This window comes from Galbibacter sp. L-19, assembly GCF_056857615.1.
Genome location: NZ_JBSXNL010000069.1, coordinates 41,215 through 65,418, shown reverse-complemented (window position 1 = coordinate 65,418; position 24,204 = coordinate 41,215). Strand labels below are relative to the sequence as shown.

Genomic DNA, 24,204 nt, shown 5'->3' with positions numbered 1-24,204 from the left:
AGAAACTTGGTATAATAGAAAAAGATTACACTCAGCTTTAGGATTAAAATCTATTGATGAGTTTGAAACAGATATGTACAATCAAAAATTAGCAGCATAATCTCTTTTCTCTTTGTCTAGTTTTTTGTTGCAAGTCCATTCAGACCATAAAGAACAGTGATTTTTCCCAGTATACCATTACAGGGATGAAGACATTGGCCGTGCTCTTTTTTCTGATCAATATACTTAAAAAATATAACGAGGGCATTGCTTCCACAGATGGGCATAGTTGGGGATTGACCCCTGTAGAACTGGCCAAGAACTTTGCCATTGTCATTCTGGTCATTTTTTCAACACAGGTATTGGCTGTCTTTGATGGTATACTGGTGGCTATTGAGAGCCAATACCGAGACACGGCCCCGGCACTCCTCCCGTTGCAGTTGCAGGATGTGGATCTTGAACAGGATGTGGGTGCCCTGGAGGCCGCCAAAAAAGCGATGGCCATATTGTACGAAGCTTTGGTAACGCCTCTTTATGGTTTAAAAATGCTTGCTTTTATCGTTGGTGTGATTTTATGGATGATAGACCTGTTCATCTATCCGTTGTTCTTGGCAGAACGGTTTTTTCTGCTGGGGATCATGCAGGCATTTTTCCCTTTGGTCATCAGTCTTGCCGTTTTTGAAAAATTCCGAGAGCTGGCCTATAATTTTTTTAAGCTCTATGCCGGGGTGTATATGTTGGTGCCGGCCTTCTTTTTGGTCAATGTGTTTATCAATACGCTCTATACTGAAATCAACACCAACTTTTGGGGCGACCTTTTTGGTACGGATTGGGGCGGTGAGTTCTTTGCCCCGCTCATAGAATGTGCCTCTATCGGGTTTATCGTGTTCCTGAAGTTCAAGCTCTACCGCAGGGCCACCTCCTTTGTGTTCAAGCTATTTGCTGCTGGTTAAGACGGCACCTAAGGTGCATTTATCATAAAAATCATAAAGAAAAATGAAAATACCCTATAAAAATATTTACGATGTCCTCAGAACCAATCGTTTTATCGTTTTAGCGGTCATCATCGGGGCAACACTTACGTGTACCGTTTCCGTCCTGATGGTCGTAAAGCTCCATAAGGAAACGGTCAACAATGCCTTTGTGGTCAATACCGATGGTAGCGTTATTCCCCTGAAACTGGTTTCCCAACGGGAAAACCTAAAGGTAGAGGCCTTGGCACATTTGGAACTGTTCCACAGCTATTTCTATAACATAGATGCCAGCAATTATGAGAAAAATTTGGAAAAAGCCCTATGGCTGGGCAATAGTTCCGTGGATGCCCTGTACCGCCAAAAAAAGGCTGATGGGGTCTATAACCGGTTGCTACAATACTCGCTGGTGCAAAAGGTATTGAAAATCGAATCAAAAATTGATATTCAAAACGATCCCTATAAGTTCGAAACCAGAACCTTATTTGAAATCAATAGGGGTTCAGTGACAGATACTTATGAGCTTGTCACAACGGGATACCTCATTCACGTTGATAGGAATTTTCCAAAAAACACCCATGGTCTTCTCATCACCGATTTTTTTGAGAGCACCTTACGTAAAGTCCATAATGGACAATAAATTAAAAACATATCAAGATGAAGATAGAAAAGAATAAACTCATTTTTTCGGCTGTGCTGATTTGCATCTTCCTGTTTATAGGGGGCTATGCGATGTTGGTATTGGGAGAGGAAGAAGAACCGACCATAGAGAACAACCAGGTTCCAGTACCGAAACTTGAGGGTGGCCAAAAAGAATACGATTCCAAATTGGATGCCCTGAACGATCTAAAGGAAGTCCGGGAGACCAATGCACCGAGTATCTATGACGAGCGCCTGTTGGACTCTACGGGCGTATATGACCCAGATCTGTTGGACAAGAAGAAAATGCGGATTGTGGACAGTATCTACCAACAGGGGCAGATCCGGTATTCCGAACAGACCTATGAAAATCTAACCCCCAGATACCAGCCTTCAAAATCAACCAAAGGAGTGACAAAGGACACAACAACCAACATTGAGGCAAAGGAAATGGAAATAGAGGTCAAAGAACGGGCGCTGGAACATCAGCTCTTTTTTGCCTCGCATCCTGTAGAAAACGAAAATTTGAATTCACAAAACACGGACACTTTTATATATGTCCGTGTGGACGGCACACAGACCGTAAAAGCCAATTATCGGTTGCAGATGCGTTTGCTACGGGATGCCACTATTTATGGAAAGCGAATTCCAAAGGATACACCCATCTATGGGTTTGTCCGTTTTAAACCCAATCGGACAATAATTGCCATTGAAAATATAGACCATGATCCGGTAAAATTAACTGCCCATGACTTTCAGGATGGTAGCGAGGGGATTTATGTGGAGAACAGCATTCGGGCTGAAATGACCAACGAGGTCGTTGGGGATATGGTGGATGATATCAATATAGCAGGAGTTCCACAGGTAAACGGGTTCAAAAGAATATTCCAGCGCAACCATCGGAACGTAAAGGTGACCATAACCGATAACTACAAACTCATATTAAGGCCTCTAAGAGGCAATTAAAAACTTACGCTTATGAAAACAATAATGATCTTTATCATACTGACCATTTCAATGTCCGTATCGGCACAACAACCGCTAGACACTATTTATGCCAACGACGAGAAAAACGTTGCCCTGTTTTTCCCCAATCCCATACGGCAGGGTATTACGGGAGCTTCCCATTTTGTGTTTACCTATAACCGTGAAAAAGAGCAGTATTTTGGATTGCTACAGGCAAAGCCTGGAACGGAAAGCAATCTGCTCACAGTGACCAATGATGGAAATGTTTACTCTTATATCCTGAAGTATTCCGAAAAGCTCCCTGAACTGAATTATTTCATCAGTGAAAATGAAAGCATCGGCAGCGAGCTTCCTAAAAGGGTCGAAAGGGATTCAGTTGCCGGATCGCAAGACAAATATGCAAATAGGATTGCACATTTTCAAAAAATGGGAGACTATCTATTGAAATCTAGATTTGAAAACCTGGCCACAAAACGCAAGAAGGGCATCAAAATGCAATTGCAAAAAATGTTCTATGATGCTTCTGAAGTGTATTTGGTTTTGGAGGTAAAAAACAAATCCGGAATCGATTTTGAAATCGATTATCTCAATGTTTATAGAACCAATGGAAACAAAAAGCGAAAAGCTTCTTATCAAAGATTACGACAAAAAGTGATTTACAAACTTAATATGCTCCATTGCACTACCGATGGGGAGACCCAACGCTTTATATATGTACTGCCCAAGTTTGTTTTAGGGGATAATGAAAAGTTGATGTTGGAGCTAAAGGAACTGAATGGGAGCCGGAAGGTAATTTTAGAAATTAGGATTTGAAAATCTCATCTTGATTTCATTTTAGGATAAAAAAGTATATTTGTTACACCTGTAAAATATATGTAATGAAAATAGACGTAATACGTTTATCCAATTATCCCATAACATTTGAAAAAAAAAGTGCCAAATCTAATCCGAATTGAAACAAGTTATGAACCTGTAGCGAATGAGCGGATTTTACTTTGGCGATACAACAGAATAATTGAAGAAGGTTACAGTTTTCCTTTGCACGATTTTTATACATATTGTGCACTTATAATAAGGCATTACGGAAGAGAAAAGCTTCCAAAAAAATGGGTCGATACACAAGAAATTAAATCTAAAGTGAGGTTTGAGCTAATCACTTTACAATTACTTAATGATGAAAAAGTTACTAAAGGGGATTTTGAATTTCACTTATCGGAAAGGCGAAAAATGGTTACAGAACGGAAAAAAATTATCAAGAAAGAAATTGCCCGAACTAACCTGAATGGTAAAATACTAAATTCAATAGGACATTATAATTCCGAGTTTTATCGGACGTTGCTCAAATTAACTAGGGAGTTTAGAGATATCACATTAATGGATTGGTTTATTCCTATTGTATTACCCTACGAAAGACTTATCCACATTTTTGTTAAGCACGTAGAAGAAACCAAGTTTGCAGATGGACAATTTAAACAAAGAAGTTTTTTTGAATATAAGTCAGACGAGATATGGACTTTGCTAAAAACCTTAATCAAATTTGAACAACAAGATATCCAAGACTTTTTTTTAGAAAATAGCGTACATCATCAATTGGAAAGAAAAGAATCGATGAGAGACTATAGAAGAGATTATAAAAATCCAATTCTTTTTAATGGAGATGAATTTATTCTACGAATTGATAAAAATGGATTTATCCAACAGTTCTATCAACAACTAAAACCTATAGGAACAAATGAAAATAATAGCTGACGCTAATATTTGGTATGGACTAGGTCAAGAAGAAGACCTTTACAAGTTGGTGAAATCTGAACCTATTTGTCCTACGTTTCCCAATATACACGAGCTTTCAAAATCAGAAAATTTAATTGACAAAGAAGATTTATCTAGGGGTGCCATAAGAATGCTTTTTAAATTCAAAGAAAACGTTATTTATGAACCGCCTTTTATCCATCTTGCTAAACTACATCAGGAATATTACTATGATGTCGAAAAAGAAATTGGTCATTGGCTAAATTTTACTTCAAAATTTGCAAAAGGACATTCTATTGACCCGGATAAAAAAGATGAATTTCGTGATCAAATCGAAGAAATGCGTAAGAATTTGACTGAAGTGAGTGACCTTTTCAATGAAGAAGCCGAAAAAATCCGCGAACGAATAACAAGTAAAAAAGCACACAAGAAACTTGATACTTATCAAATAACAGGTGGGTTTTTAAACTTTTGCGTAGAAAAGTCAACCAAGGGGAAATGTAATCTAGACGATTTTGAAATGGGCAATGCCGAATTGCTTGTAAAGACATTGGATTACTTCTTTAAAACTCTAGAAATTAGTCAAATGAAAGTACAGGCTAATGACTGGTACGACTTCGCCATTTTAGCTTATGTCCAACCTGGAGATAAATATTGGACAAGAGAAAAACGCTGGATAAACCTGATTAAAGAGGCTGGATGTGGAGATTATTTATATGAAGAAAAAACAGCTTTTATGTGATAAGTTCAGAGAGGTTAGAGAAGTTCTTTATATTAATTAATTAAGGTTTTCGCTTATATCCAATCCGTTCCCTGTCCTGATGTTCAATTTGTACTTTGTCCTTTTGCAATAAATAGTTTAATACCTGTTGAATATCTTTAAATTTGATGTTCATTTCCTTTTCAAGTTCGGCAATATGATCCTTAAGATTAGTGTAATCGGTAAGATGTTGTCGTAACGCCACAAATGCTCTCATAATCGATATATTTACATCTATGGCTTTATCACTATTGAGAACACTGGAAAGCATTGCTACACCTTGTTCGGTGAACGCGAAAGGAGTGGCAGGGCTAAATTTGATATTCTCTGGAAGGTTATCACAATTTGTGATAACCTCATTCCATTCTTCTTTTGAAAGTTGAAACATAAAATCTTCAGGAAATCTTTTAAGGTTTCGTCTAACTGCTTGCTTGAGTACTCTGGTTTCTACATCGTAAAGTGCCGCGAGGTCAAAATCCAACATTACTCGATTTCCTTGAATATTATGGATTTTGGTTTTTATAAGTGATAGTTTCATTTTAAAATAATAATTTATGTTGTATTAAAGGACTTTATTTTATTAGAAGTTGAGAACCCTATTTAGGGCTTCATCAGCCTCTTTATGAATAAAATTGGCTTGGTAATTTATGGTAGTTTTTAGGTCACTGTGGCGATATAGTTTTTGTAGCATTAACGGATGAATGGAATCTCCGGCAATATTTCCGAAAGAGTGTCGAGCAATATGCATAGTGACTTTCTTATTGATTCCTGCTTTTTTCATGATGGACTTTAAATTGTCATTTAGCCTTTTCGTGGCAGTTTTTGTCTTGTTATAAATATCTTTAGCGTTCTTAAGGTCAGCTTTTCGCATTTCTGGAAAAATAAAATCATCATCACCCGATTTTTCAAATACATACTCCTCTAAAATTTTCGCAACCTTATCGGGTATATTTAAAGACAATAATTTGGAATTCTTACCCATTCTATAATGTAAACGGCCATCGTATATTTGTGACCAGCGGGTAAACAGGACATCGGAAACACGCATCCCTGCAAAGTAAAAGCTGTAAAGCCATACATTTAAGGAATGTCTTTCCACATCGGAAAGATTATCAATACTTTCTAGTTTCTTTATTTCCTGCTGGTTCAATCCAATCTTGACCGTTTCTGGAAATTTGATTTTAAATTTTCCAATTCCGAAGGGATACAGTTCTTTGCTTATTACTTTATCTTTAATTGCACGATTAAACAATAGACGAATAAGCACCATTACATTCATGGCTGAAGTTTCGGAAAGTGCAGTTGGGCCTTTCAGATAAATTTTAAATTTTCTCAAAAATCGGTCGTCAATTTCCTGGAAGGTGAGCTGCCTTGATTTACTAAACTTTACTATATATCCAATCCAAGCAGAATCAGCGGAATGTCGATTAATTTTCTTTTCAGCCTCCAGAGCTTGAAGATGTTCATCGGCATAATCAAAAAAAGTCAAACTAGAAGTTGGTTTGTATATTTCTGTTTTAATTTGTCTAGCAGATGCATCTTTGTCTTCGGTTTGAAGTGTAATTAAACCTTTTCGGACTTCAGATAACTTGGTGGATAAAAGGTTGTTAAGGATGTCTGCGTTTGGATGTGATCTTTTGACTTCAAGCTTTTTTTCGTCCCAATCCTCAATATCAATATAATGGCCAATATGCTTGAAAGTGGAGCGGCGGTTTTTGGTAATTCTAATGGCAAGCGGATAAAGCCCATTAACATTGGGCTTTTTACGAAGAACTATTTTTGCGTTTGCAGACATTGTTGACCTGTTTTCTTGCGAAAGTCAAATCAGGTACAACATTTTATTTAAAATACACTTTAAAGATACGTAATTCCTAGGGTTTTTGGGTACAACATAGGTACAACATTTATTGAATTCGTTTGGTTTTAAATGGAATCAAAATATACCAATGAAAATGTAATCAATTATAAATCAATAGATTTGACTTTCTTTAGGCAAATATACGCTAGACTTAGGATCTAGTGCCGCAAGGTGTGAAGGTTCGAGTCCTTTCACCCGCACAAAAAGCTCTCAAAAAATTGAGAGCTTTTTTTTGCACTATAGTTAAGTACAAGAAACCGGATCATTCCCAATTGTTGGGATCATTCCCAAAAGTTGTGTTTATGCAAAGTTCCACAAAAAAAACCTTCTTCTTAAGAATCTCCTATACTTTTATATTTTCAACCCTTTGTGCTAAAAAAAAGATATTGACTATTAACAACCTCTATTCCCTTTAAATCTTAACAAACAATAGGTATAGCATATTTTGACTATATTTAAGACAACCAAAACCTTTTTATATGAAAAATAAAAATAGCAGAAGAACATTCATAAAAAATTCTTCGCTAGCAATTACAGGACTTGGAATGACTAATTATATGTCTGCCCAAACATTTGCTTCTTTACAACAAAAAATAGGCCCAAACGATCAAATAAACTTTGGGGTAATTGGCTGTAAAGGAATGGGATGGAGCGACATGAAGGCTCATTTAAAAATCCCTGAAGTAAATTGTATTGCCTTAGCCGATATTGACCAAAATGTACTTGATCAAAGAGCGGCAAACGTAAAAGAGTTACGAAATAAAGCCCCAAAGCTTTATACTGATTACCGAAAAATGCTTGAAAATAAGGATATTGATGCAATTATTGTAGGTACTCCCGACCATTGGCATTGTTTAAATATGGTAGATGCTTGCGAAGCAGGAAAGCATGTATATCAAGAAAAACCTATTGCAAATAGCATTGAAGAATGCAATGTAATGGTAAAAGCCGCAAAAAAGTACAATCGTATAGTTCAAGTTGGTCAATGGCAACGAAGCGGCTCTCAGTATGACGAAGCTATAAAGTATGTTCAATCTGGCAAACTAGGTAATATTAGATTAGTTAAATGCTGGTCTTATCAAGGCTGGATGAAACCTGTACCTGTGGTTCCAGATTCTGCTCCGCCAGAAGGTGTAGATTATAAAATGTGGCTTGGTCCAGCACCTCAACGTCCTTTTAATAAAAATAGATTTCATTTTAATTTTAGATGGTTTTGGGATTATGCAGGTGGCTTAATGACAGATTGGGGAGTACATGAAATTGATATTGCTTTGTATGCAATGAATGTAAAGGCGCCCAAATCAATCATAGCCTCGGGAGGTAAATTTGCATACCCAAACGATGCTTCCGAAACTCCAGATACCTTACAAACAGTATATGAGTTTGAAAATTTTAATTTACTCTGGGAACATGCTACTGGTATTGACGGTGGAAACTATGGAAAAACAGAAGGTATTGCCTTTATTGGAAATAACGGAACGCTTGTTGTAAATAGACAAGGTTGGGAAGTAATCCCTGAAACCCAAGACAAAGACGGTCAAAAAGTGCTTAAAACTGAAAAAGTAGATTTTATTCCTGGTAAAAACAATGCCTTAGAAGTGCATGCTCAAAACTTTGTTAATGCTATCAAAGGGGAAACAACAAATTTAAATTGCGGCATAGAAACTGGTAGTATTGCTGCTATTAATGCCCATATGGGAAATATTGCTTATAAAACAGGTGAAAAAGTATATTGGGACGCTACAAAAGAACAGTTTACTAATAACGATAAAGCCAATGAACTTATAAAAGCTAATTACCACAATGGATGGGAATTACCTAAAGTTTAAATCGGTTTCATTAGATAAGAAACAAAACGGAAGCAGATTAACTCATCTTTTTAACTGCTTAGGAAATTAAGTTACTCTGCACTGAAAGGTGCAGAGACTTTTTAGCATACTTTTTGAAATAGACTTTAAGTCTGCTTATAACAAATCGAATCTAAAAAAAAGCACTTCTCTTTCCCTGCATACATTACCACATCCTACTTAAAACTAATAAAATTTAACCCAATGGATTAGCAGTTAACTTCTGCTTGACTATTCCCTAAATTAACGTAAAATATTGGATTGTTTTTATCATAGATTTTTAATTGGTCGTCTATAGATAAATGGATTCGATCTATTTCTTTAGTATTAAAGTACAATCCATAATTCCTACGTTGATCATATATTAACCATTTTTTATTAGGATACTTTCTTTTAAAATATTTACCAATTAAAGGGAGCATATTAAAATTAGAATTTAATACCGCTAAATCCATCCCATTATTAGATGGCTTAAAAGATAAGTAATTTTGTATATGATTCATTTCGCGAGTTACCATTCTCGCTACTTGAGATACACGTAATGCATTTACATTAGATAAATCTGTATAATTATAAGACTCACTAGCATACACATACATAATGTAGCGAAGCAGAACATCTTCAGTTCCTTTAATTTCACTTAAAAATGCTTTATACAATTCGTTTGCTCCATGTTTGGTAGTTTTAATTTCCAAAGAATTCCAAACTCTCTTAGCATAAATCTCAGAAGAAGCTACCTTCACACTTTCACTAAACATATCGGGGACAAAATGTTTAGGCTTCACTATTGAAACCTCCTTTAAATTTTCATCAAAAACTTTATAAACAGCAGATAAAAATCCTGTAAAACTTCCGTCGTAAATTAAAATTGTATTCATAGTAGTATGTTTTTTATTAAAATTAAAAAGCTTTCCAAATAAGTTTCTTTTCATTTTTGGAAATATTCCATTATATAATGAATGTAGCTTCATATCTTTTAGTAAATTAGCTTTATAATAAGTTAGCACATTTCAAATATATGGAATTTTTCCAATAAAAAGGAAATATTCCAAAATATTTTATATATTTACATTGCTAAAAGCATCAAATTCAATTTTACATATAGATGAAACCAACGCTACCTATAGAAGTTATTAGATTTAAGGAAGTTCGAGAAGCTCTTGATCTTACCCAGCATAATTTTGCTAAAGCACTGGAAATAAAAGGGTCTACAGCAGATATTGAACGTGGGAAATCTAAAATTACTGGCGGAATGGTAGTTGTTCTTATGGAAAAATTCCAAGTAAACCCACTTTGGCTCTATGGCAAAAGCACTCAAAAACAGCTTAACACAACCGTAAATACCTCCCCAAAAGTGCTAACAGTTACCCCAGAAAATAATGAAGGAATTGTTTTGGTTAACGTAAAAGCGGCAGCTGGCTACCCTCATAATATTCAGGATCTTGATTGGTACGAAGAGCTTCCAGCCTTCACAATTCCATTACCCGAATATAGAAATGCTACCTACCGCGGTTTTCAGTTGGAGGGAGATAGCATGCTCCCTATGTTACACCCTAAAGAATGGGTGCTTGGCAAAGCCGTAGAAAACATTTCTATGCTGGGAAATCATGTAATTTGTGTGGTTGTTATGCACGACAGCGTATTGGTAAAAAAAGTACAAAAGCATGAAAATAAAGAACTCCTTTCTCTAATTTCTATAAATCCAGAATACCCTCCAATAACCATAAATACACATCAAATTCAAGAAATTTGGGAAGTTAGTAGCAAAATAAGTTCGGAATTCGATGAAAGTGCTGGAAATATGGCGCTCTCACAAATACAGCAATCGCTAACCGAGTTAAAAAAAGAAATTAATTTGCTAAAGAATTAGTAGCCCTATGGCATGGTCTATATAAGGTTTCGCTCTTGCCTGCTTTCGCCCATACACGGTATTTGGCTCAATCAGGGCTAGCAGCCAATTTTTATAAGCATAGCAGTAATTCATTAAGAGGTATCTCACTTAGCGAGTAAATTATTGTTCTATACTCTCAGCTGCAAAAGTAGTAAGCGCTCCATCTTCAAATGAAACGGTAACTTCTATTGGATTACAACATACCTCGCAATCTTCAACATAAGTTTGATTTACAGATGGATCTAAAAGCATGGAAACTTCTTCCCAACAATATGGACATTGAAAAAAGTGTTCAAACATATCTCTAAGGTCTAAAACTTAAAGCTTAATTCCAATTTTCACCTCAAAAATTCCACAAAAAAAGAGTGTTAGAAAACTAACACTCCGTAAATCAATCAAACAAACTAACTAAAATATGGAACAAATGATTTGAACCATTAGTGACGCTAAAATTCAAATAATCTTGTTCATTTTTTGAATCACTAAGATACTAACAACTTCGCTAAAAAATCCTTAAAATGCATATTTTTTCGATGAAATGCATTTTTATTGAAGATTTTGTAGTTCTTCTGTTAGCAAATACCATTCTTCAGTTTGCTTTTCTAGTTGTTCTTTCTTCTTATTATAATTTTTAAAAAAGTTAGGTTTCGCAATAAGCTCATCATGGTTTGTAGCCAATTCAGCATCAATCGTTGCAATCTCTTTTTCCAATTCGGCTACCGCTGCTTCCGCCTTACTTACTCTATTTTTTAAAGATTTTAATTTCTTCTGGTCTTCAAAAGATAATTTCTCCGAAGATTCGTTTTTTTGCGCACTTTTGGCTACTTCAGTTTTCTTTTCTACCGCTCTAAAATCTTCAACTTTTCTTTCTTCCAAATAGAAATTTATATCTCCTAAAAACTCTTTTATTTTACCATCTCTAAATTCGTAAACACTATCTGTTAACCCTTGAAGAAAATCTCGGTCGTGAGACACTAATAACAAAGTCCCTTCAAAATTCTGTAATGCTACTTTTAAAACATTTTTAGATTTAATATCCAAATGGTTGGTAGGCTCATCCATTACCAATACATTAAAAGGATGTAATAACATTTTACAAAGAGCTAACCTATTTCTTTCTCCTCCAGAAAGTACTTTCACTTTTTTATCCACATCGTCTCCACGAAATAAAAAGGATCCCAACATATCCCTAACCTTTGAACGATTACTGTCTCGAGCTTCATCTAACATAGTGTCGAGAATTGTTTTCTCGCCATCTAGATAATCGGCTTGATTTTGAGCAAAATATCCTATTTGAACATTGTGTCCTAATTTAAGCGTTCCACTATTTTCAATTTCTCCTACAATAATTTTAGCCAAAGTAGTTTTTCCTTGACCATTTTGTCCTACAAAAGCAGTTTTAGTGTTACGCTCAATCATCATATCAACTTCATTAAGCACCACTTTCTCTCCATATTTTTTTCCAACCCTCTCTGCTTCTACAACAACTCTACCTGGCTGTACAGAAACTGGGAAACGAATATTCATTACCGCATTGTCTTCTTCGTCAACCTCAATTCTTTCTACTTTGTCTAATTTTTTAATGAGCGACTGTGCCATGGAAGCTTTAGAAGCTTTTGCTCTAAACTTTTCAATTAACTTTTCGGTTTGCTGAATTTGCTTCTCTTGATTTTTTTGAGCATTCATTTGAAGCTCTCTCATCTCCGCTCTAAGCTCTAAATATTCGGAATAAGGTTTATTATAATCGTATGCTTTTCCTAAAGAAATTTCAATCGTACGGTTGGTAACATTGTCTAAAAACATTTTATCATGAGAAACAATAACAACTACCCCCGCATAGGTTTTCAAAAATTGCTCCAACCAAATAATAGATTCTATATCCAAGTGGTTAGTTGGCTCATCCAGTAAAAGCACGTCGTTATCTTGTAGTAATAATTTGGCCAACTCAATACGCATACGCCACCCCCCAGAAAACGTATCGGTTAATTTATTAAAATCTTCCCTCTTAAAACCAAGTCCTAATAATACTCTTTCTGTTTTTCCTTGATAATTATAACCTCCAATTATTTCGTAACGATGCGTTAAATCGCTCAAATCAATCATTAATTGATTATACGCTTCACTTTCGTAATCTGTACGCTCTACTAATTGACGGTTTATGTTGTCTAACTGAAGTTCCATCGCTTTAATTTCCTCAAAGGCTTGGTACGCTTCTTCTAGCACGGTATTTCCTAAAACAAAATCTATATCTTGTTTTAAAAAGCCTATTCGTACTTCTTTATCTGTTGAAATAACACCACTGTCTGGCTCCATTTCTTTAGACAATAATTTGAGCATGGTAGACTTTCCTGCACCGTTTTTTCCGATAAGACCAACACGATCTCCAGGGCTTAATCTAAAAGCTATTTCTTCAAATAAATATTCCCCTCCAAAGGAGACAGAAAGGTTATGGACATTCAACATTTTAATGATAATTATCAGTTAGAAAATACTAGAATATAGTACTTTTACATAAAATTTTTGCAAATGTTAAAAAAAGGAAGCAAACTATACAGCATTTTAACAGGAACTTGTCCTAAATGTCATGAAGAAAGCATGTATGCTAGTCAAAACATGTACAATCCGAGTGAAACATTACATATGAAAGAACATTGTGCCTCTTGTGGCACTAAATATAAAATAGAACCTTCCTTTTTTTACGGAGCTATGTATGTAAGTTATGCCGTTGGAACAGCTTTTGCTGTAGCTGCTTTTATCATTTCATTTCTTTTTATTGGTACAAGTTTAAAAACTTCCTTTTTTGTAATTATTGGGACTATGATTGCTTTTATGCCAATAATTATGAGATTGTCAAGAAATATTTGGATTAATTTTTTCTTTAAATACGATTCAAAAGCAGCTGCGCAATATAAAAATATAGCAGAATCATAATCTTTTTAATTCCCCAGACATTGTCTTGAGTATATTAAAGAGGTCTGCATCGAAATAAGTTAAATTTATTTCTTTTGAATACCTCATGAGCTCGCCTCGAAGTAGCTGATTTAATTCTTTAAATATCTTTTTTTCCAACATATTTAGTTGGATACTTCTTTTTATACCGAACAATATCCATCTCCTTTTCTAAAGGAATGTTTTTTTCTATAGAATCAAATAGTTTTTTTGCTGCGTAAGGAGAAATCATCACTCCACGACTTCCTAATCCATTTAAAATATGAAGTCGTTCATATTGAGGGTGTGTCCCTATTAAAGGTCTCCTATCTGTTACAGTAGGACGAACCCCTGCTAAATGATCAACTATTTTATAAGTGCTTTTCAAAAATTTTTGTAACCCTTCCTCTAATTCTTCTTTCGATTCTTGTGTAGGGGTATTAGTTTTATCTTTCCATTTATTAGTAGCCCCAACCTTAAACTTATTACCTCCCAGGGGAATAATAAACACTCCAGATTTTAATATAAAATCCAATTCCAAATCTTCTACCTCTATATCTAAAAGCTCCCCCTTAGTCCCTACCAACGGCAAATAATTAAAGTACTTATTTTTATTAAGCCCAAAACCTTCACAAAAAATAATGTGTTTTGCTTTAATACCTCTGTAAGCTACATAATCGTCGTTTACAACAAGTTCATCATAATTAAAACGCTCTTGAACTAAATTATCATTTTCCTTTAAATAGTTTATATAACTAAGTTGCAATAAATCCGTATCCACTCTTCCTGTTCCGAGCACTTCCCCAAAACCAAGAGGTGCATCTATATTTGGGTTTGTATTTTTAATTAATTTATCTGATAAAAAAGGCTGTAGTATAGGTTTATCAGAAGCCTCAAACCACATATTTTGCTCTTCTACGGAAACAAACCTTCTAAAAACTGGAGTTTTATAATCTATTTTAATGGAGAGTTTGTTTTCTAACTTTTTATAGTATGGAGTTAACATTGCTAACTGCTCTTGCGACCGCCAAACTCCCGTAAACCTTTTTAACGTAACAGGGTTATACATTCCGCCAGCAACATTTGAGGATTGTTGGGAATTGTCATCAAAAACAATATAAGATTTATTATTCTCTTCTAATTGCTCACAAAAAGCAATCCCACCTAGACCTACCCCAATAATTATATAATCAATCATACTACAAAAATACTATTTCTGATTGAGAACATAAGGAAAGAATGTTTTGTTATAGAGTAAACTCCCTCGGAGCAAGCTCACCAGGCAATCAACCACCTCGAGGCAAGCCTACGAAGTGTTCAAAGGAAAAATAATTTAATCCATTTAGACGTAGAGCCCTTCAGAAAACTCAGGACAAGCTCTGGGCAATAAAACCCTCAATGAAGGATTAAAAGGAAAAGCTAAAAAATATTTCACCGCAATTCCTTAAGTAAACTGAGGACAGGTTTTGGAGCATTCAAATCTCAATTCCCGAGTAAAATTATTAAGTTTAATCCCAAATAAAAGCCTCTATATTTTTTATAATAAAGAGGGTTTATAAAACCTATTTACTTCAAATAAGTTTCTTTCTAAAAATTACTAATATCAATAATAAAATAAATAAGACCTCGTATCCAGTACTTGTTATGGTAACAAGAAAACTTGATTTGGCAATTAAAAAATACATCATATTACACGTCATTTAAACTATCAACTAAGAACAGATAACATTAATAGGGATGGGGGATCCTGCTATTTTGAACATGTTTTTTATCAATCAACTTTGAAAATATATTTTATAAATAGCACAAAGTAATTTTAAGAATAAACACTATAATTAATGATATTTTATTCCTGTATAAAGCACGGAAAGACATGGGAATTAAAGAACATTTAACAAAGAAGTCTATTTACAATATAAAGACTTAAGAAGAAAGTATCGACACAGAATAATCTATATCAAACCAAATAAAAAAAACCTACTAATTTCCACCTATTATTACTCTCTTACTTAAGCCTTTATCAATAAACCAACCTGAAATTCAACCTTATAAACTAAATGTTTATTCAGTTTAAATTCAGTGATAAAAATAGGATGTAGAAGAGAATAAATTAAAAAAGTAGCTACATTGAAATCTTTTAATTAGATACATTAATTTTAATATAGGATTTTCTAATAAATATCAAACTTATACTATATATCAATTATTCCTAGACTATGCTTTAGCAGTTACCTTTTAAAGAAAAAAATTCATTAATGTCCGAGTAAAAACACAAGACCGCTTTGCTATAAGAGAAAAGAACAAAGACTAAATCTTAACTATTATAAAATGAGCAGCTTAAAGAAATAACATTACTAAAATCCTCTTTTTATTCATTTTTCTTAATAGCAAGGGGCTATTTTAAAAACCTCATTTGAACCTTAATACAAGTGGAGTTCAATAAATTCCGTTAACTTTTATCCGTCAACAATAATTTCTGAATCTGTGCCCAAAATTCATCAAAACCGTGATATCACACTAAAACTCGAAGGATTATACCAAAATACCAACCAATAAAGGTTATTTGGAAAGTATATAACCTTCCTCAATAGCTTTTAAAATTAAATCAACAGTTCTATTGACTCCCATTTTAGCCATCAATCTTTTACTGTAAAAATGAATTGTATTTACGCTTAAATCAAGTTTATAAGCAATTTCTTTGGCAGTCATTCCATCACACATAAGATGAAGCAATTGTACTTCCCGAGGAGATAATTTCACTTCTTTTTTACTAAAATTTGCCACCATTGCCTGTGTTGCATTCTCACTAAAAAAAGGTTTTATGTTTTCTCTTTGAAATGCTGCATAGCAGCTATAAGGTCGGACATAGCGTCTTGTTTAGTAACATACGCATTTGCCCCAAGTGAAATAACATCCTTCATTATCTTAGTAGAAACTGAAGAAGAAAGTACTATTATTTTTAGGTCTTTATTAAACTCTCGTATTTCTTTTATTATTTGTAGCCCATTTATTTTAGGCATAAAAATATCTAGAATTACAAGGTTTACTTCATTATTTTTCAAAAATTCAATAAACGGGGAGTGCGAAGTAAATGCTTCTTTAGTCTTAATTTCAGAGACCTTTTCCAAAACCTCCATTACCATGTCAGTAATCATTTTATGATCATCTAATATAGCTACACGCATAAATTCATTCCCTTTAATGTCTTAATTAACAACAAATTTATAGAAAATATTTATAACAAAGTTTATTTTTTTCTTTTGAAGAAGAATTAATAACTCTAATTGAGTATTACAATTACGACTACCCATTTAGAAATAAAGAAAATTTAAACAAAAAAAGCTTCAATTTTCATTGAAGCTTTTTGCGGTCTGGACGGGATTCGAACCCGCGACCCCATGCGTGACAGGCATGTATTCTAACCAGCTGAACTACCAGACCTTTTTTATTGGAGTGCAAATATACACGCTATTATTAATTATACAAACCTTTTCTAGAAAATGAATAAAATAAAAAAAGCCTTCAACAGCTCGACAGAATCGAGAGGAAAGCCTTTCATTGGTTTAACTACTAAACCGCCGACAGTATTTTCATACCATCGAACAACACAACTATTTTTATGCGAAAAAAGCTTCAATTCTCATTGAAGCTTCTTGCTTTTCGCGGTCTGGACGGGATTCGAACCCGCGACCCCATGCGTGACAGGCATGTATTCTAACCAGCTGAACTACCAGACCCTTTGTTATTGCGAGTGCAAATATACAGCGCATTTTTAATTCTACAAGTATTTTTATCTAAAAAATAAAAATATTTTTTAGATCCTAAATAAACTTTTGACGTTCAACTAAATACGTTTGAAGTATTTTATTAAAATTCTGATTCACATCAACTTCAACGTATGTAATTCCATATTTAGCACAGCGTAATTTAAGTTCTTCTTGAAAATGCAGCATCATTTTCTCGTAAGACTCCTTTATATTTTCAGCAAATAAATCTATAGACACTCCTGTTTCCACATCTACAAATCGTTTTGGAGTATTGTTAAACTGAAATTCAAACTCCTTTTCTTTATCCATAACATGAAAAAAGACAACCTCATGTTTATTGTATTTTAAATGTTGAAGTGCTTGAAATAACTTTTCTTGGTCTGTTTCTGTTTGAAACAGATCTGTAAACAAAAAAATAAGACTTCGCCTATGAATTTTAGTTGCTATTTGGTGTAAGTAAGTGTAGGTTTTTGTTTGAGCAGCATTCAACTTATTTTTTATTAAAAGACCTTCCAAAGTATTTAATAATAAATGTCTATGGCGCTCACTCCCTTTCTCTGGCGCATAAAAATCGTACGCATCAGAATAAATACTTAAACCTACAGCATCACGCTGTTTTTTAAGAAACTTCATTAATGCAGCAGAAGCCAATACCGAAAAACCTATTTTATTTAGGTTGTTAATAGATTGCTTTTTTATAGATGGATAATGCATCGATGCGGAATTATCTATAATTAAATGACACCGTAAATTGGTTTCCTCATCATACTTTTTAGTATACAATTTATCTGTTTTCCCAAATAGCTTCCAATCAATATGGCGGGTACTTTCGCCTTGATTATATATTTTATGCTCTGCAAATTCTGAAGAAAAACCATGAAACGGACTTTTATGCATTCCACTAATAAACCCCTCCACAACTTGACTGGCTAGTAATTCTAAATTGCCAGATAATTCTAAATTATTAATTACTGCTTGTAATTTCATGCTATCTCTTTCTCCTAAAATAATATGCCTCCTAAAAACTGTAGGCATTTTTTATAATTTACTTACAATCTTAACCGTTATAAATTATAGTGATTAAATTTACTTTATTACTTTTACACATCCAATTATATTTAACACATGAGCAAATCTTTTGAGCGCTACCAGAAACGCAAACTTATATCTTCATACTTTTCTGTGATTTTAAGTATCGCCCTTGTTTTGTTTTTATTAGGTGTTTTAGGCTTACTTGTAATTAACACCAAAAAACTAGCAAACCACTTTAAAGAACAAGTAGCAATTACTGTATTTTTAAAAGATAACGCTAAAGAAGTAGAAATAAACCAGCTACAAAAAAGTTTGGCAATGACAGCCTATACCAAAACGGCTACTTTTGTATCTAAAGAAGAAGCTGCAGAAGACCATAGCAAAGAAATTGGGGAGAATTTCTTAGATTTTTTGGGGTATAACCCGCTTCAAAATTCAATAGATGTACACCTCAATGCCGATTATGTAGCTACAGATAGTATTCAAAAAATAGCAGATAACCTCTCTAAAAAAGATTATGTAGCTGAAGTTTCCTACGACAAACCTTTAATTTCTTTACTGAATGAAAATGTAAAACGGATGAGTTTTTGGATTCTAATTGCTAGTGGTGTTTTTACATTAATTGCTGTTTTATTAATTAACAGCTCTATTCGTTTATCGGTATATTCTAAAAGGTTTATCATTAAAACGATGCAAATGGTGGGAGCCACAAAAAGATTTATTCGTAAACCTTTTATATGGAATAGCATAAAACTTGGCATGGTTGGCGCTTTGGTTGCCATAATTGCTATGGCCGGTCTCTTATACTATGTAAATAGCATTATGCCACAACTAAATTTACTCTCAGATCCACTTATGTTGGTCATTTTATTTATAGGAATATTTGTAATAGGCATCATTATTACGTGGATAAGTACGTATATTGCCACCCAACGATTTTTGAACTTAAGAACAGACGATTTATATTATTAAAAAGAATATCGTGAAAAATAAAACACAAAATACTACAGATAAAGAATTTATATTTCAAAAGAAGAATTATATGTTTATGTTCATCGGTCTAGCCTTTATTGCTATAGGTTTTATATTGATGAGTGGCGGTGGGAGTAACGACCCAGCTGTTTTTAATCCTGATATTTATAATTTTAGAAGAATTAGGTTAGCACCTACGCTAGTTCTTATTGGTTTTGGAATTGAGGTTTACGCTATCCTTTTAAATCCAAATAAAAAGAAAAATAACTAATTTAAATTTAATTCCATCACTATAAAGCATGGAGGTTATAGACGCTATAATCCTTGGTATTATACAAGGCCTTACAGAATTTTTACCAGTTTCTTCTAGCGGACATTTAGAGCTTGGAAAGGCTATTTTAGGAGATAATTCCGTACCACAAGAAAGTTTACTTTTTACAGTTGTGCTCCATTTTGCTACTGCTTTAAGCACCATGGTAGTTTTTAGAAAAGATATTTTAGAAATTCTCAAAGGCATTTTTCAGTTTACTTGGAACGAGGAACTTAAATTTTCTTTAAAAATAATTATCTCCATGGTTCCAGCTGCACTCATTGGCTTCTTCTTTGAGGAACAGCTAGGAATGCTATTTAACGGTAACGTTTTACTAGTTGGTTTTATGCTTATAGTTACCGCTCTTTTACTTTATTTGGCGGATAAAGCTAAACACACTGGAAAACCTGTAAGCTATTCCAATGCATTTGTTATTGGTATTTCTCAAGCTATTGCAATGCTTCCAGGTATTTCAAGGTCTGGCGCAACAATCTCTACTTCTGTGTTATTAGGAAATGACAAAAGTAAAGCTGCCCGTTTTTCCTTTTTAATGGTAGTTCCGCTTATCTTCGGAAAAATAGCTAAAGATATTCTAAGTGGAGATTTATCCTATGAAGGACATAACACACAAGCATTAGCAATGGGTTTTTTAGCAGCTTTTATTTCTGGAATTCTAGCTTGTACCTGGATGATTAAATTAGTAAAAAACAGCAAATTGGTGTATTTTGCTATGTACTGTTTTATTGTTGGGCTAATTGCAATAACGCTTGGCTATTTTTATTAATCGAATTCTTTTTTTATGATATATACCGAAGAAAATATTAAAAGCGGACAAATATTACTTATTGACAAACCGCTAACTTGGTCTTCTTTTCAAGCGGTAAATAAAATAAAATGGGCTATCAAGAAAAAATTTGGCCTTAAAAAAATAAAAGTCGGACATGCTGGAACTCTAGACCCATTAGCAACAGGACTTTTAATTATCTGTACTGGAAAATTCACTAAAAAAATTCCAGAACTACAAGGACAAATAAAAGAGTACACAGGCACTATTACATTGGGCGCTACACGTCCATCTTATGACATGGAGACAGAAGTGGACCAAGTATTTCCTATTGAGCATATTTCAGAAGAAAAAATTAAAGAAGCTACTAAAAACTTTATAGGAGAAATAGATCAATTCCCTCCTGTTTTTTCAGCCTTAAAAAAAGACGGAAAACGACTCTATGAATATGCTCGTGAAGGGGTTGAAGTGGAAATAAAATCGCGTAAAATAACTATCGAAGCATTTGAAATTACTGCTATTAACCTTCCAGAAGTAGCGTTTAGAGTTGTTTGCAGCAAAGGCACCTACATTAGGTCACTAGCACACGATTTTGGCAAAGCTCTTAATTCAGGAGGATATTTATCTGTGTTAAGAAGAACCAAAATAGGAGATTTCAACGTAGATAATGCTATAACACCCGATGATTTTACAGAAATATTACAACCCTAAAAGACATAAATATTTTTATCTTTAGCATTCAGGTCGTTTTTAAAATATGGACTTAAAAGAACTAATAAAAAAACTCAACGAAGCTAATGATAAATTTATTAGCAAATTAGACGAGCTTAATAACAAGCAATTAGCACTTATTATTTCGAGCTGTTTAATGGGGATTTTTTTGTTGACACTGCTTAACATAAAATTGTCTGGACAAAAAGAAGAAGAGTTTTTATATGAATTAAGCTTCGACGAGGAACTCTTAAAAGAAGAAATTCCGCAGGAAGAAGAAATGACCCTAACCGAACTAGAAACTCATAAAGCATATAATGAAGCTGAAAAAAGTGAATATGCAGATGATGTTGATAATTTTAAAACTCTTGAAGAATTAGAGCAAGAAAAGCAAGATGCTGCTAGTGAAAATCCTGATAACTCTGAAAGTCTAAACGACAACGCTGCTATAAATGAAGGTTATTCTAGTGAATATGCAAAAAAACTACAAGAACAACGCAGAAAAATAGAAGCGCTAAAAAGAAAAGGAGAAGCACCAAAAGTTAACATAAAAAGAAGAACTACAATTAGCTATTCCTTAATTGATAGATATGATGTAAGTCTTCCAAATCCTGTTTATACTTGCGAGAGCTTTGGCAAAGTGGTAATAAATATAAAAGTTAGTCCACAAGGAGATGTAACAGACGCTTCTTTTAATAAAAATAGCTCTACCACCCAAAACGGATGCCTTGTAGACAACGCCATAAATTACGCACTAAAAGCTAAATTTAGCTCCGCAAACACAAGTTCAGAACAACCTGGAACGATTACCTATTTATTTCAAGGAGAGTAATTCCAAAAGATCGGCTATTGTATTTTCTCCCTTATCTTTATTGTACCAAATTTGCAAATCTTGTTTAAACTCAGCAGTTAAAGTTCCGTGCTTTTCTTTATAAGTTTTTACCATATTTGTTGCTATAGAAGGTCTCGGTCCCCAACAATCTATAACCTCTTTTATAGCTTCATCAACCATTATAAGTTTAGGAATAGAACGGCTTCCACGTGTTAAAAAGTTATCCATCAACTCAGAATTTTCGTCTCTTAAAACAACTTTAAGAGTTATATTATTAGAAGCTTCGGCTATTTTATTAATTATAGGGAGTGTTTGCGCCGCATCCCCACACCAACTTTCAGTCAAAACTACCCAAATAACTTTTCTGTCCAAAGACTGCAATTTTTCTAGCACTTCTTCAGAAAGCTTAGTAGTTTTATCCAACCGCTTCATCCGTTTATGGTTTAACAAACTATAATTACTCAAAGCTTCTGTCTGCGCTACTCCAGTTGATTTATTTTCTAACACTAACTGGTCCACTAACACTCGGTAATCTGAATATGTATATCCTGTTTTAAACGCTTCTTTAATGAGTTTTTTTACTATTTCTTCCATAAAATTTATATCGGCAAATACTACATTATTATTTCATATCTTAGACTCAAATTTATGTAAAACTTACAGCAATTAAGCTGATAAATATCATACGTATGCAACGATGTGGATGGTGTGTAGGCGATACACTTTACGAAGATTATCATGACAATGAATGGGGAGTTCCAGTTTATGATGATGCTACTATTTTTGAGTTTCTAATCCTAGAAACCTTTCAAGCTGGACTTAGTTGGATTACCATTCTAAGAAAGCGTGAGAATTTCCGAAAAGCTTTTGACAATTTTGACTATAAAAAAATTGCGAAGTACAACACCTCTAAATATGATTCTCTTCTTTTAGATGAAGGAATTATTAGAAATAAGTTAAAAATTAAAGCAACTATTTCCAACGCTCAGAATTTTATTAAAATTCAAGAAGAACATGGAAGTTTTAGTAAATATATATGGAGTTTTGTTGATGGGAAACCGATTCAAAACAAAGTTGAAAATTACAAAGAAGCTCCTGCAAATACAGCTATTTCTGATGCTCTGAGTAAAGATTTAAAAAAACGCGGATTTAAATTTGTAGGCTCTACAGTAATGTATGCACATATGCAAGCTACTGGTATGGTTAACGACCATGAAGTTAATTGCTTTAGATATAACCAAGTAAAATCTCCTTGAGAACACCCAAGCAAAACCTAAAATACTAAAAGAGAACTAAAAAGTATTTTGCCACAAAACTCTGGGCATACTCAGAACAATTTATAAAACATTTAAGTATTGATTATTGAGGACAAACTAATTAGATTTCAAAACACTTATAAAAACCTCCCTTGGAATTTCACGAGCGCCAAGGGAATACAAATGATCTGTATATAACTGACAATCTATTAACTTATAATTTTCTTTTTCTAACTTCTGTGCTAAATATATAAACGCAGTTTTGGAGGCATTACTCATTTTTGAAAACATACTTTCACCACAAAATATATGTCCTAAATCTACCCCATAGAGTCCGCCAACCAATTCATTTTCATACCAAACCTCAACAGATTTAGCCACTCCCATCTTATGCAGTTTTATATAAGCGGTAGTCATATCTTCATCAATCCAAGTTCCATCTTGCCCCTTTCTCTCAATTTTAGCACAATTTCTAATAACATCTTCGAAAGCTTTATTATAAGTAATTTTGAAAATCTTCTTCTTCAAAACAGTCTTCATACTTTTAGAAATTTTTATGTGAGAAGGCACTAAAACCATTCTCGGATCTGGACTCCACCACAATATTAAATCTCCTTGATCAAACCATGGAAAAATTCCTTGGTTATACGCCTCAATAAGTCTTTCTGTTGATAAATCTCCCCCTACGGCAACTACTCCATCTACAGAAGCATTTTCTACTGGCGGAAATACTATCTTTTCTGTGAGAAAAAACATTTAATCCTTTGTTTTTAGTTGTAAAATTTAAAAAATATAGTAAAAAAAGTATATTTAACTTGTATATATTGAATTATTATTACATTTTTGATATATGTCATTGTAACCAATTATTTTCATCATTGCTTTTTGAGTTTAATACAATGACGTACCTAAAACCACAATATTAAGTCTCAACAATTTTTGTTGAGACTTT

Annotated in this window: 26 protein-coding genes and 2 tRNA genes; 15 read left to right on the top strand and 13 right to left on the bottom strand. The window is 33.7% G+C overall.

What is annotated here, in order from left to right; genetic code table 11:
• The first annotated feature begins 185 nt into the window (after positions 1-185).
• The 6 genes from AC13CQ_RS15810 to AC13CQ_RS15785 all read left to right on the top strand — a co-directional run bounded on the left by AC13CQ_RS15810 (position 186) and on the right by AC13CQ_RS15785 (position 5,046).
• Positions 186-932, top strand: coding sequence for a hypothetical protein (locus AC13CQ_RS15810; RefSeq protein WP_482882968.1), 747 nt, complete (start codon positions 186-188; stop codon positions 930-932).
• 43 nt (positions 933-975) lie between these two features.
• Positions 976-1,590, top strand: coding sequence for a conjugal transfer protein TraK (locus AC13CQ_RS15805; RefSeq protein WP_337901559.1), 615 nt, complete (start codon positions 976-978; stop codon positions 1,588-1,590).
• Positions 1,591-1,607: 17 nt separating this feature from the next.
• Entirely contained in the window at positions 1,608-2,555 is a 948-nt protein-coding gene (traM, locus tag AC13CQ_RS15800; RefSeq protein ID WP_337901558.1) for a conjugative transposon protein TraM, read from the top strand.
• A gap of 12 nt (positions 2,556-2,567) precedes the next feature.
• Complete coding sequence (locus AC13CQ_RS15795; protein WP_337901557.1) at positions 2,568-3,368, top strand: DUF4138 domain-containing protein; 801 nt, start codon at positions 2,568-2,570, stop codon at positions 3,366-3,368.
• A 108-nt stretch (positions 3,369-3,476) separates the two neighbouring features.
• Positions 3,477-4,304 (top strand): hypothetical protein, encoded by an 828-nt coding sequence (locus AC13CQ_RS15790; RefSeq protein ID WP_474507790.1) that lies wholly within the window; start codon positions 3,477-3,479, stop codon positions 4,302-4,304.
• Entirely contained in the window at positions 4,288-5,046 is a 759-nt protein-coding gene (locus tag AC13CQ_RS15785; protein WP_337901553.1) for a hypothetical protein, read from the top strand. Before AC13CQ_RS15790 ends, AC13CQ_RS15785 begins: the two co-directional genes overlap by 17 nt.
• Positions 5,047-5,086: 40 nt before the next feature.
• Here AC13CQ_RS15785 and AC13CQ_RS15780 read toward each other — a convergent pair whose 3' ends face one another.
• Entirely contained in the window at positions 5,087-5,602 is a 516-nt protein-coding gene (locus AC13CQ_RS15780; protein ID WP_337901552.1) for an ORF6N domain-containing protein, read from the bottom strand.
• Between the two features lie 42 nt (positions 5,603-5,644).
• Positions 5,645-6,859, bottom strand: coding sequence for a phage integrase SAM-like domain-containing protein (locus AC13CQ_RS15775; protein ID WP_337901551.1), 1,215 nt, complete (start codon positions 6,857-6,859; stop codon positions 5,645-5,647).
• Positions 6,860-7,401: 542 nt separating this feature from the next.
• Here AC13CQ_RS15775 and AC13CQ_RS15770 point away from each other — a divergent pair.
• On the top strand, positions 7,402-8,751 hold the full coding sequence (locus AC13CQ_RS15770; protein ID WP_008610823.1) for a Gfo/Idh/MocA family protein: 1,350 nt from the start codon (positions 7,402-7,404) through the stop codon (positions 8,749-8,751).
• Between the two features lie 227 nt (positions 8,752-8,978).
• Here the strand turns inward: AC13CQ_RS15770 and AC13CQ_RS15765 are convergent, their stop codons facing one another.
• Positions 8,979-9,647, bottom strand: coding sequence for a TIGR03915 family putative DNA repair protein (locus AC13CQ_RS15765; RefSeq protein ID WP_335587574.1), 669 nt, complete (start codon positions 9,645-9,647; stop codon positions 8,979-8,981).
• 227 nt (positions 9,648-9,874) lie between these two features.
• On the opposite strand from AC13CQ_RS15765, the gene AC13CQ_RS15760 reads away from it, so the two are divergent.
• Positions 9,875-10,639 (top strand): LexA family transcriptional regulator, encoded by a 765-nt coding sequence (locus AC13CQ_RS15760; RefSeq protein ID WP_456867857.1) that lies wholly within the window; start codon positions 9,875-9,877, stop codon positions 10,637-10,639.
• A gap of 141 nt (positions 10,640-10,780) precedes the next feature.
• Here AC13CQ_RS15760 and AC13CQ_RS15755 read toward each other — a convergent pair whose 3' ends face one another.
• The gene (locus AC13CQ_RS15755; RefSeq protein WP_008610826.1) at positions 10,781-10,960 is read right to left on the bottom strand and encodes a CPXCG motif-containing cysteine-rich protein; all 180 of its coding nucleotides are present in this window, start codon (positions 10,958-10,960) and stop codon (positions 10,781-10,783) included.
• A gap of 246 nt (positions 10,961-11,206) precedes the next feature.
• Positions 11,207-13,123, bottom strand: coding sequence for an ABC-F family ATP-binding cassette domain-containing protein (locus AC13CQ_RS15750; protein WP_008610827.1), 1,917 nt, complete (start codon positions 13,121-13,123; stop codon positions 11,207-11,209).
• 63 nt (positions 13,124-13,186) lie between these two features.
• Here AC13CQ_RS15750 and AC13CQ_RS15745 point away from each other — a divergent pair, with 63 nt between their 5' ends.
• Positions 13,187-13,591: a DUF983 domain-containing protein gene (locus AC13CQ_RS15745; RefSeq protein ID WP_008610828.1), complete on the top strand. Its 405-nt coding sequence runs from the start codon at positions 13,187-13,189 to the stop codon at positions 13,589-13,591.
• A 118-nt stretch (positions 13,592-13,709) separates the two neighbouring features.
• Here AC13CQ_RS15745 and AC13CQ_RS15740 read toward each other — a convergent pair whose 3' ends face one another.
• The 6 genes from AC13CQ_RS15740 to AC13CQ_RS15715 all read right to left on the bottom strand — a co-directional run bounded on the left by AC13CQ_RS15740 (position 13,710) and on the right by AC13CQ_RS15715 (position 18,342).
• Positions 13,710-14,786 carry an NAD(P)/FAD-dependent oxidoreductase gene (locus tag AC13CQ_RS15740; protein ID WP_008610831.1) on the bottom strand — a complete coding sequence of 359 codons (1,077 nt, stop codon included), beginning with the start codon at positions 14,784-14,786 and terminating at the stop codon, positions 13,710-13,712.
• Between the two features lie 1,361 nt (positions 14,787-16,147).
• Positions 16,148-16,375 (bottom strand): response regulator transcription factor, encoded by a 228-nt coding sequence (locus AC13CQ_RS15735; RefSeq protein ID WP_456867858.1) that lies wholly within the window; start codon positions 16,373-16,375, stop codon positions 16,148-16,150.
• A gap of 32 nt (positions 16,376-16,407) precedes the next feature.
• Positions 16,408-16,773, bottom strand: a complete 366-nt coding sequence (locus AC13CQ_RS15730) for a response regulator (protein WP_456867859.1) — start codon at positions 16,771-16,773, stop codon at positions 16,408-16,410.
• Between the two features lie 182 nt (positions 16,774-16,955).
• Positions 16,956-17,029, bottom strand: a tRNA-Asp gene (locus tag AC13CQ_RS15725).
• 222 nt (positions 17,030-17,251) lie between these two features.
• Positions 17,252-17,325, bottom strand: a tRNA-Asp gene (locus tag AC13CQ_RS15720).
• An 84-nt stretch (positions 17,326-17,409) separates the two neighbouring features.
• Entirely contained in the window at positions 17,410-18,342 is a 933-nt protein-coding gene (locus AC13CQ_RS15715; protein ID WP_040879868.1) for a DUF58 domain-containing protein, read from the bottom strand.
• 138 nt (positions 18,343-18,480) lie between these two features.
• Between AC13CQ_RS15715 and AC13CQ_RS15710 the strand changes: the two genes are divergently transcribed.
• Genes AC13CQ_RS15710 through AC13CQ_RS15690 form a run of 5 tightly spaced genes read left to right on the top strand, consistent with a single transcriptional unit; the run spans position 18,481 to position 21,996 of the window.
• The gene (locus tag AC13CQ_RS15710) at positions 18,481-19,359 is read left to right on the top strand and encodes a cell division protein FtsX (RefSeq protein WP_008610853.1); all 879 of its coding nucleotides are present in this window, start codon (positions 18,481-18,483) and stop codon (positions 19,357-19,359) included.
• Positions 19,360-19,369: 10 nt separating this feature from the next.
• Positions 19,370-19,630, top strand: a complete 261-nt coding sequence (locus tag AC13CQ_RS15705; protein ID WP_008610854.1) for a DUF3098 domain-containing protein — start codon at positions 19,370-19,372, stop codon at positions 19,628-19,630.
• 28 nt (positions 19,631-19,658) lie between these two features.
• On the top strand, positions 19,659-20,453 hold the full coding sequence (locus AC13CQ_RS15700; protein WP_008610855.1) for an undecaprenyl-diphosphate phosphatase: 795 nt from the start codon (positions 19,659-19,661) through the stop codon (positions 20,451-20,453).
• A 15-nt stretch (positions 20,454-20,468) separates the two neighbouring features.
• On the top strand, positions 20,469-21,164 hold the full coding sequence (gene truB / locus AC13CQ_RS15695; protein WP_008610859.1) for a tRNA pseudouridine(55) synthase TruB: 696 nt from the start codon (positions 20,469-20,471) through the stop codon (positions 21,162-21,164).
• 46 nt (positions 21,165-21,210) lie between these two features.
• Positions 21,211-21,996 carry a hypothetical protein gene (locus AC13CQ_RS15690; protein ID WP_008610860.1) on the top strand — a complete coding sequence of 262 codons (786 nt, stop codon included), beginning with the start codon at positions 21,211-21,213 and terminating at the stop codon, positions 21,994-21,996.
• Here AC13CQ_RS15690 and AC13CQ_RS15685 read toward each other — a convergent pair.
• Positions 21,979-22,590, bottom strand: a complete 612-nt coding sequence (locus AC13CQ_RS15685) for a thioredoxin family protein (protein ID WP_008610861.1) — start codon at positions 22,588-22,590, stop codon at positions 21,979-21,981. The genes AC13CQ_RS15690 and AC13CQ_RS15685 overlap by 18 nt on opposite strands.
• A gap of 95 nt (positions 22,591-22,685) precedes the next feature.
• Between AC13CQ_RS15685 and AC13CQ_RS15680 the strand changes: the two genes are divergently transcribed.
• Complete coding sequence (locus AC13CQ_RS15680; protein WP_008610862.1) at positions 22,686-23,252, top strand: DNA-3-methyladenine glycosylase I; 567 nt, start codon at positions 22,686-22,688, stop codon at positions 23,250-23,252.
• Positions 23,253-23,369: 117 nt separating this feature from the next.
• On the opposite strand, the gene aat is transcribed toward AC13CQ_RS15680, so the two are convergent.
• Positions 23,370-24,008: a leucyl/phenylalanyl-tRNA--protein transferase gene (aat, locus tag AC13CQ_RS15675; protein WP_008610863.1), complete on the bottom strand. Its 639-nt coding sequence runs from the start codon at positions 24,006-24,008 to the stop codon at positions 23,370-23,372.
• Positions 24,009-24,204 lie beyond the last annotated feature (196 nt).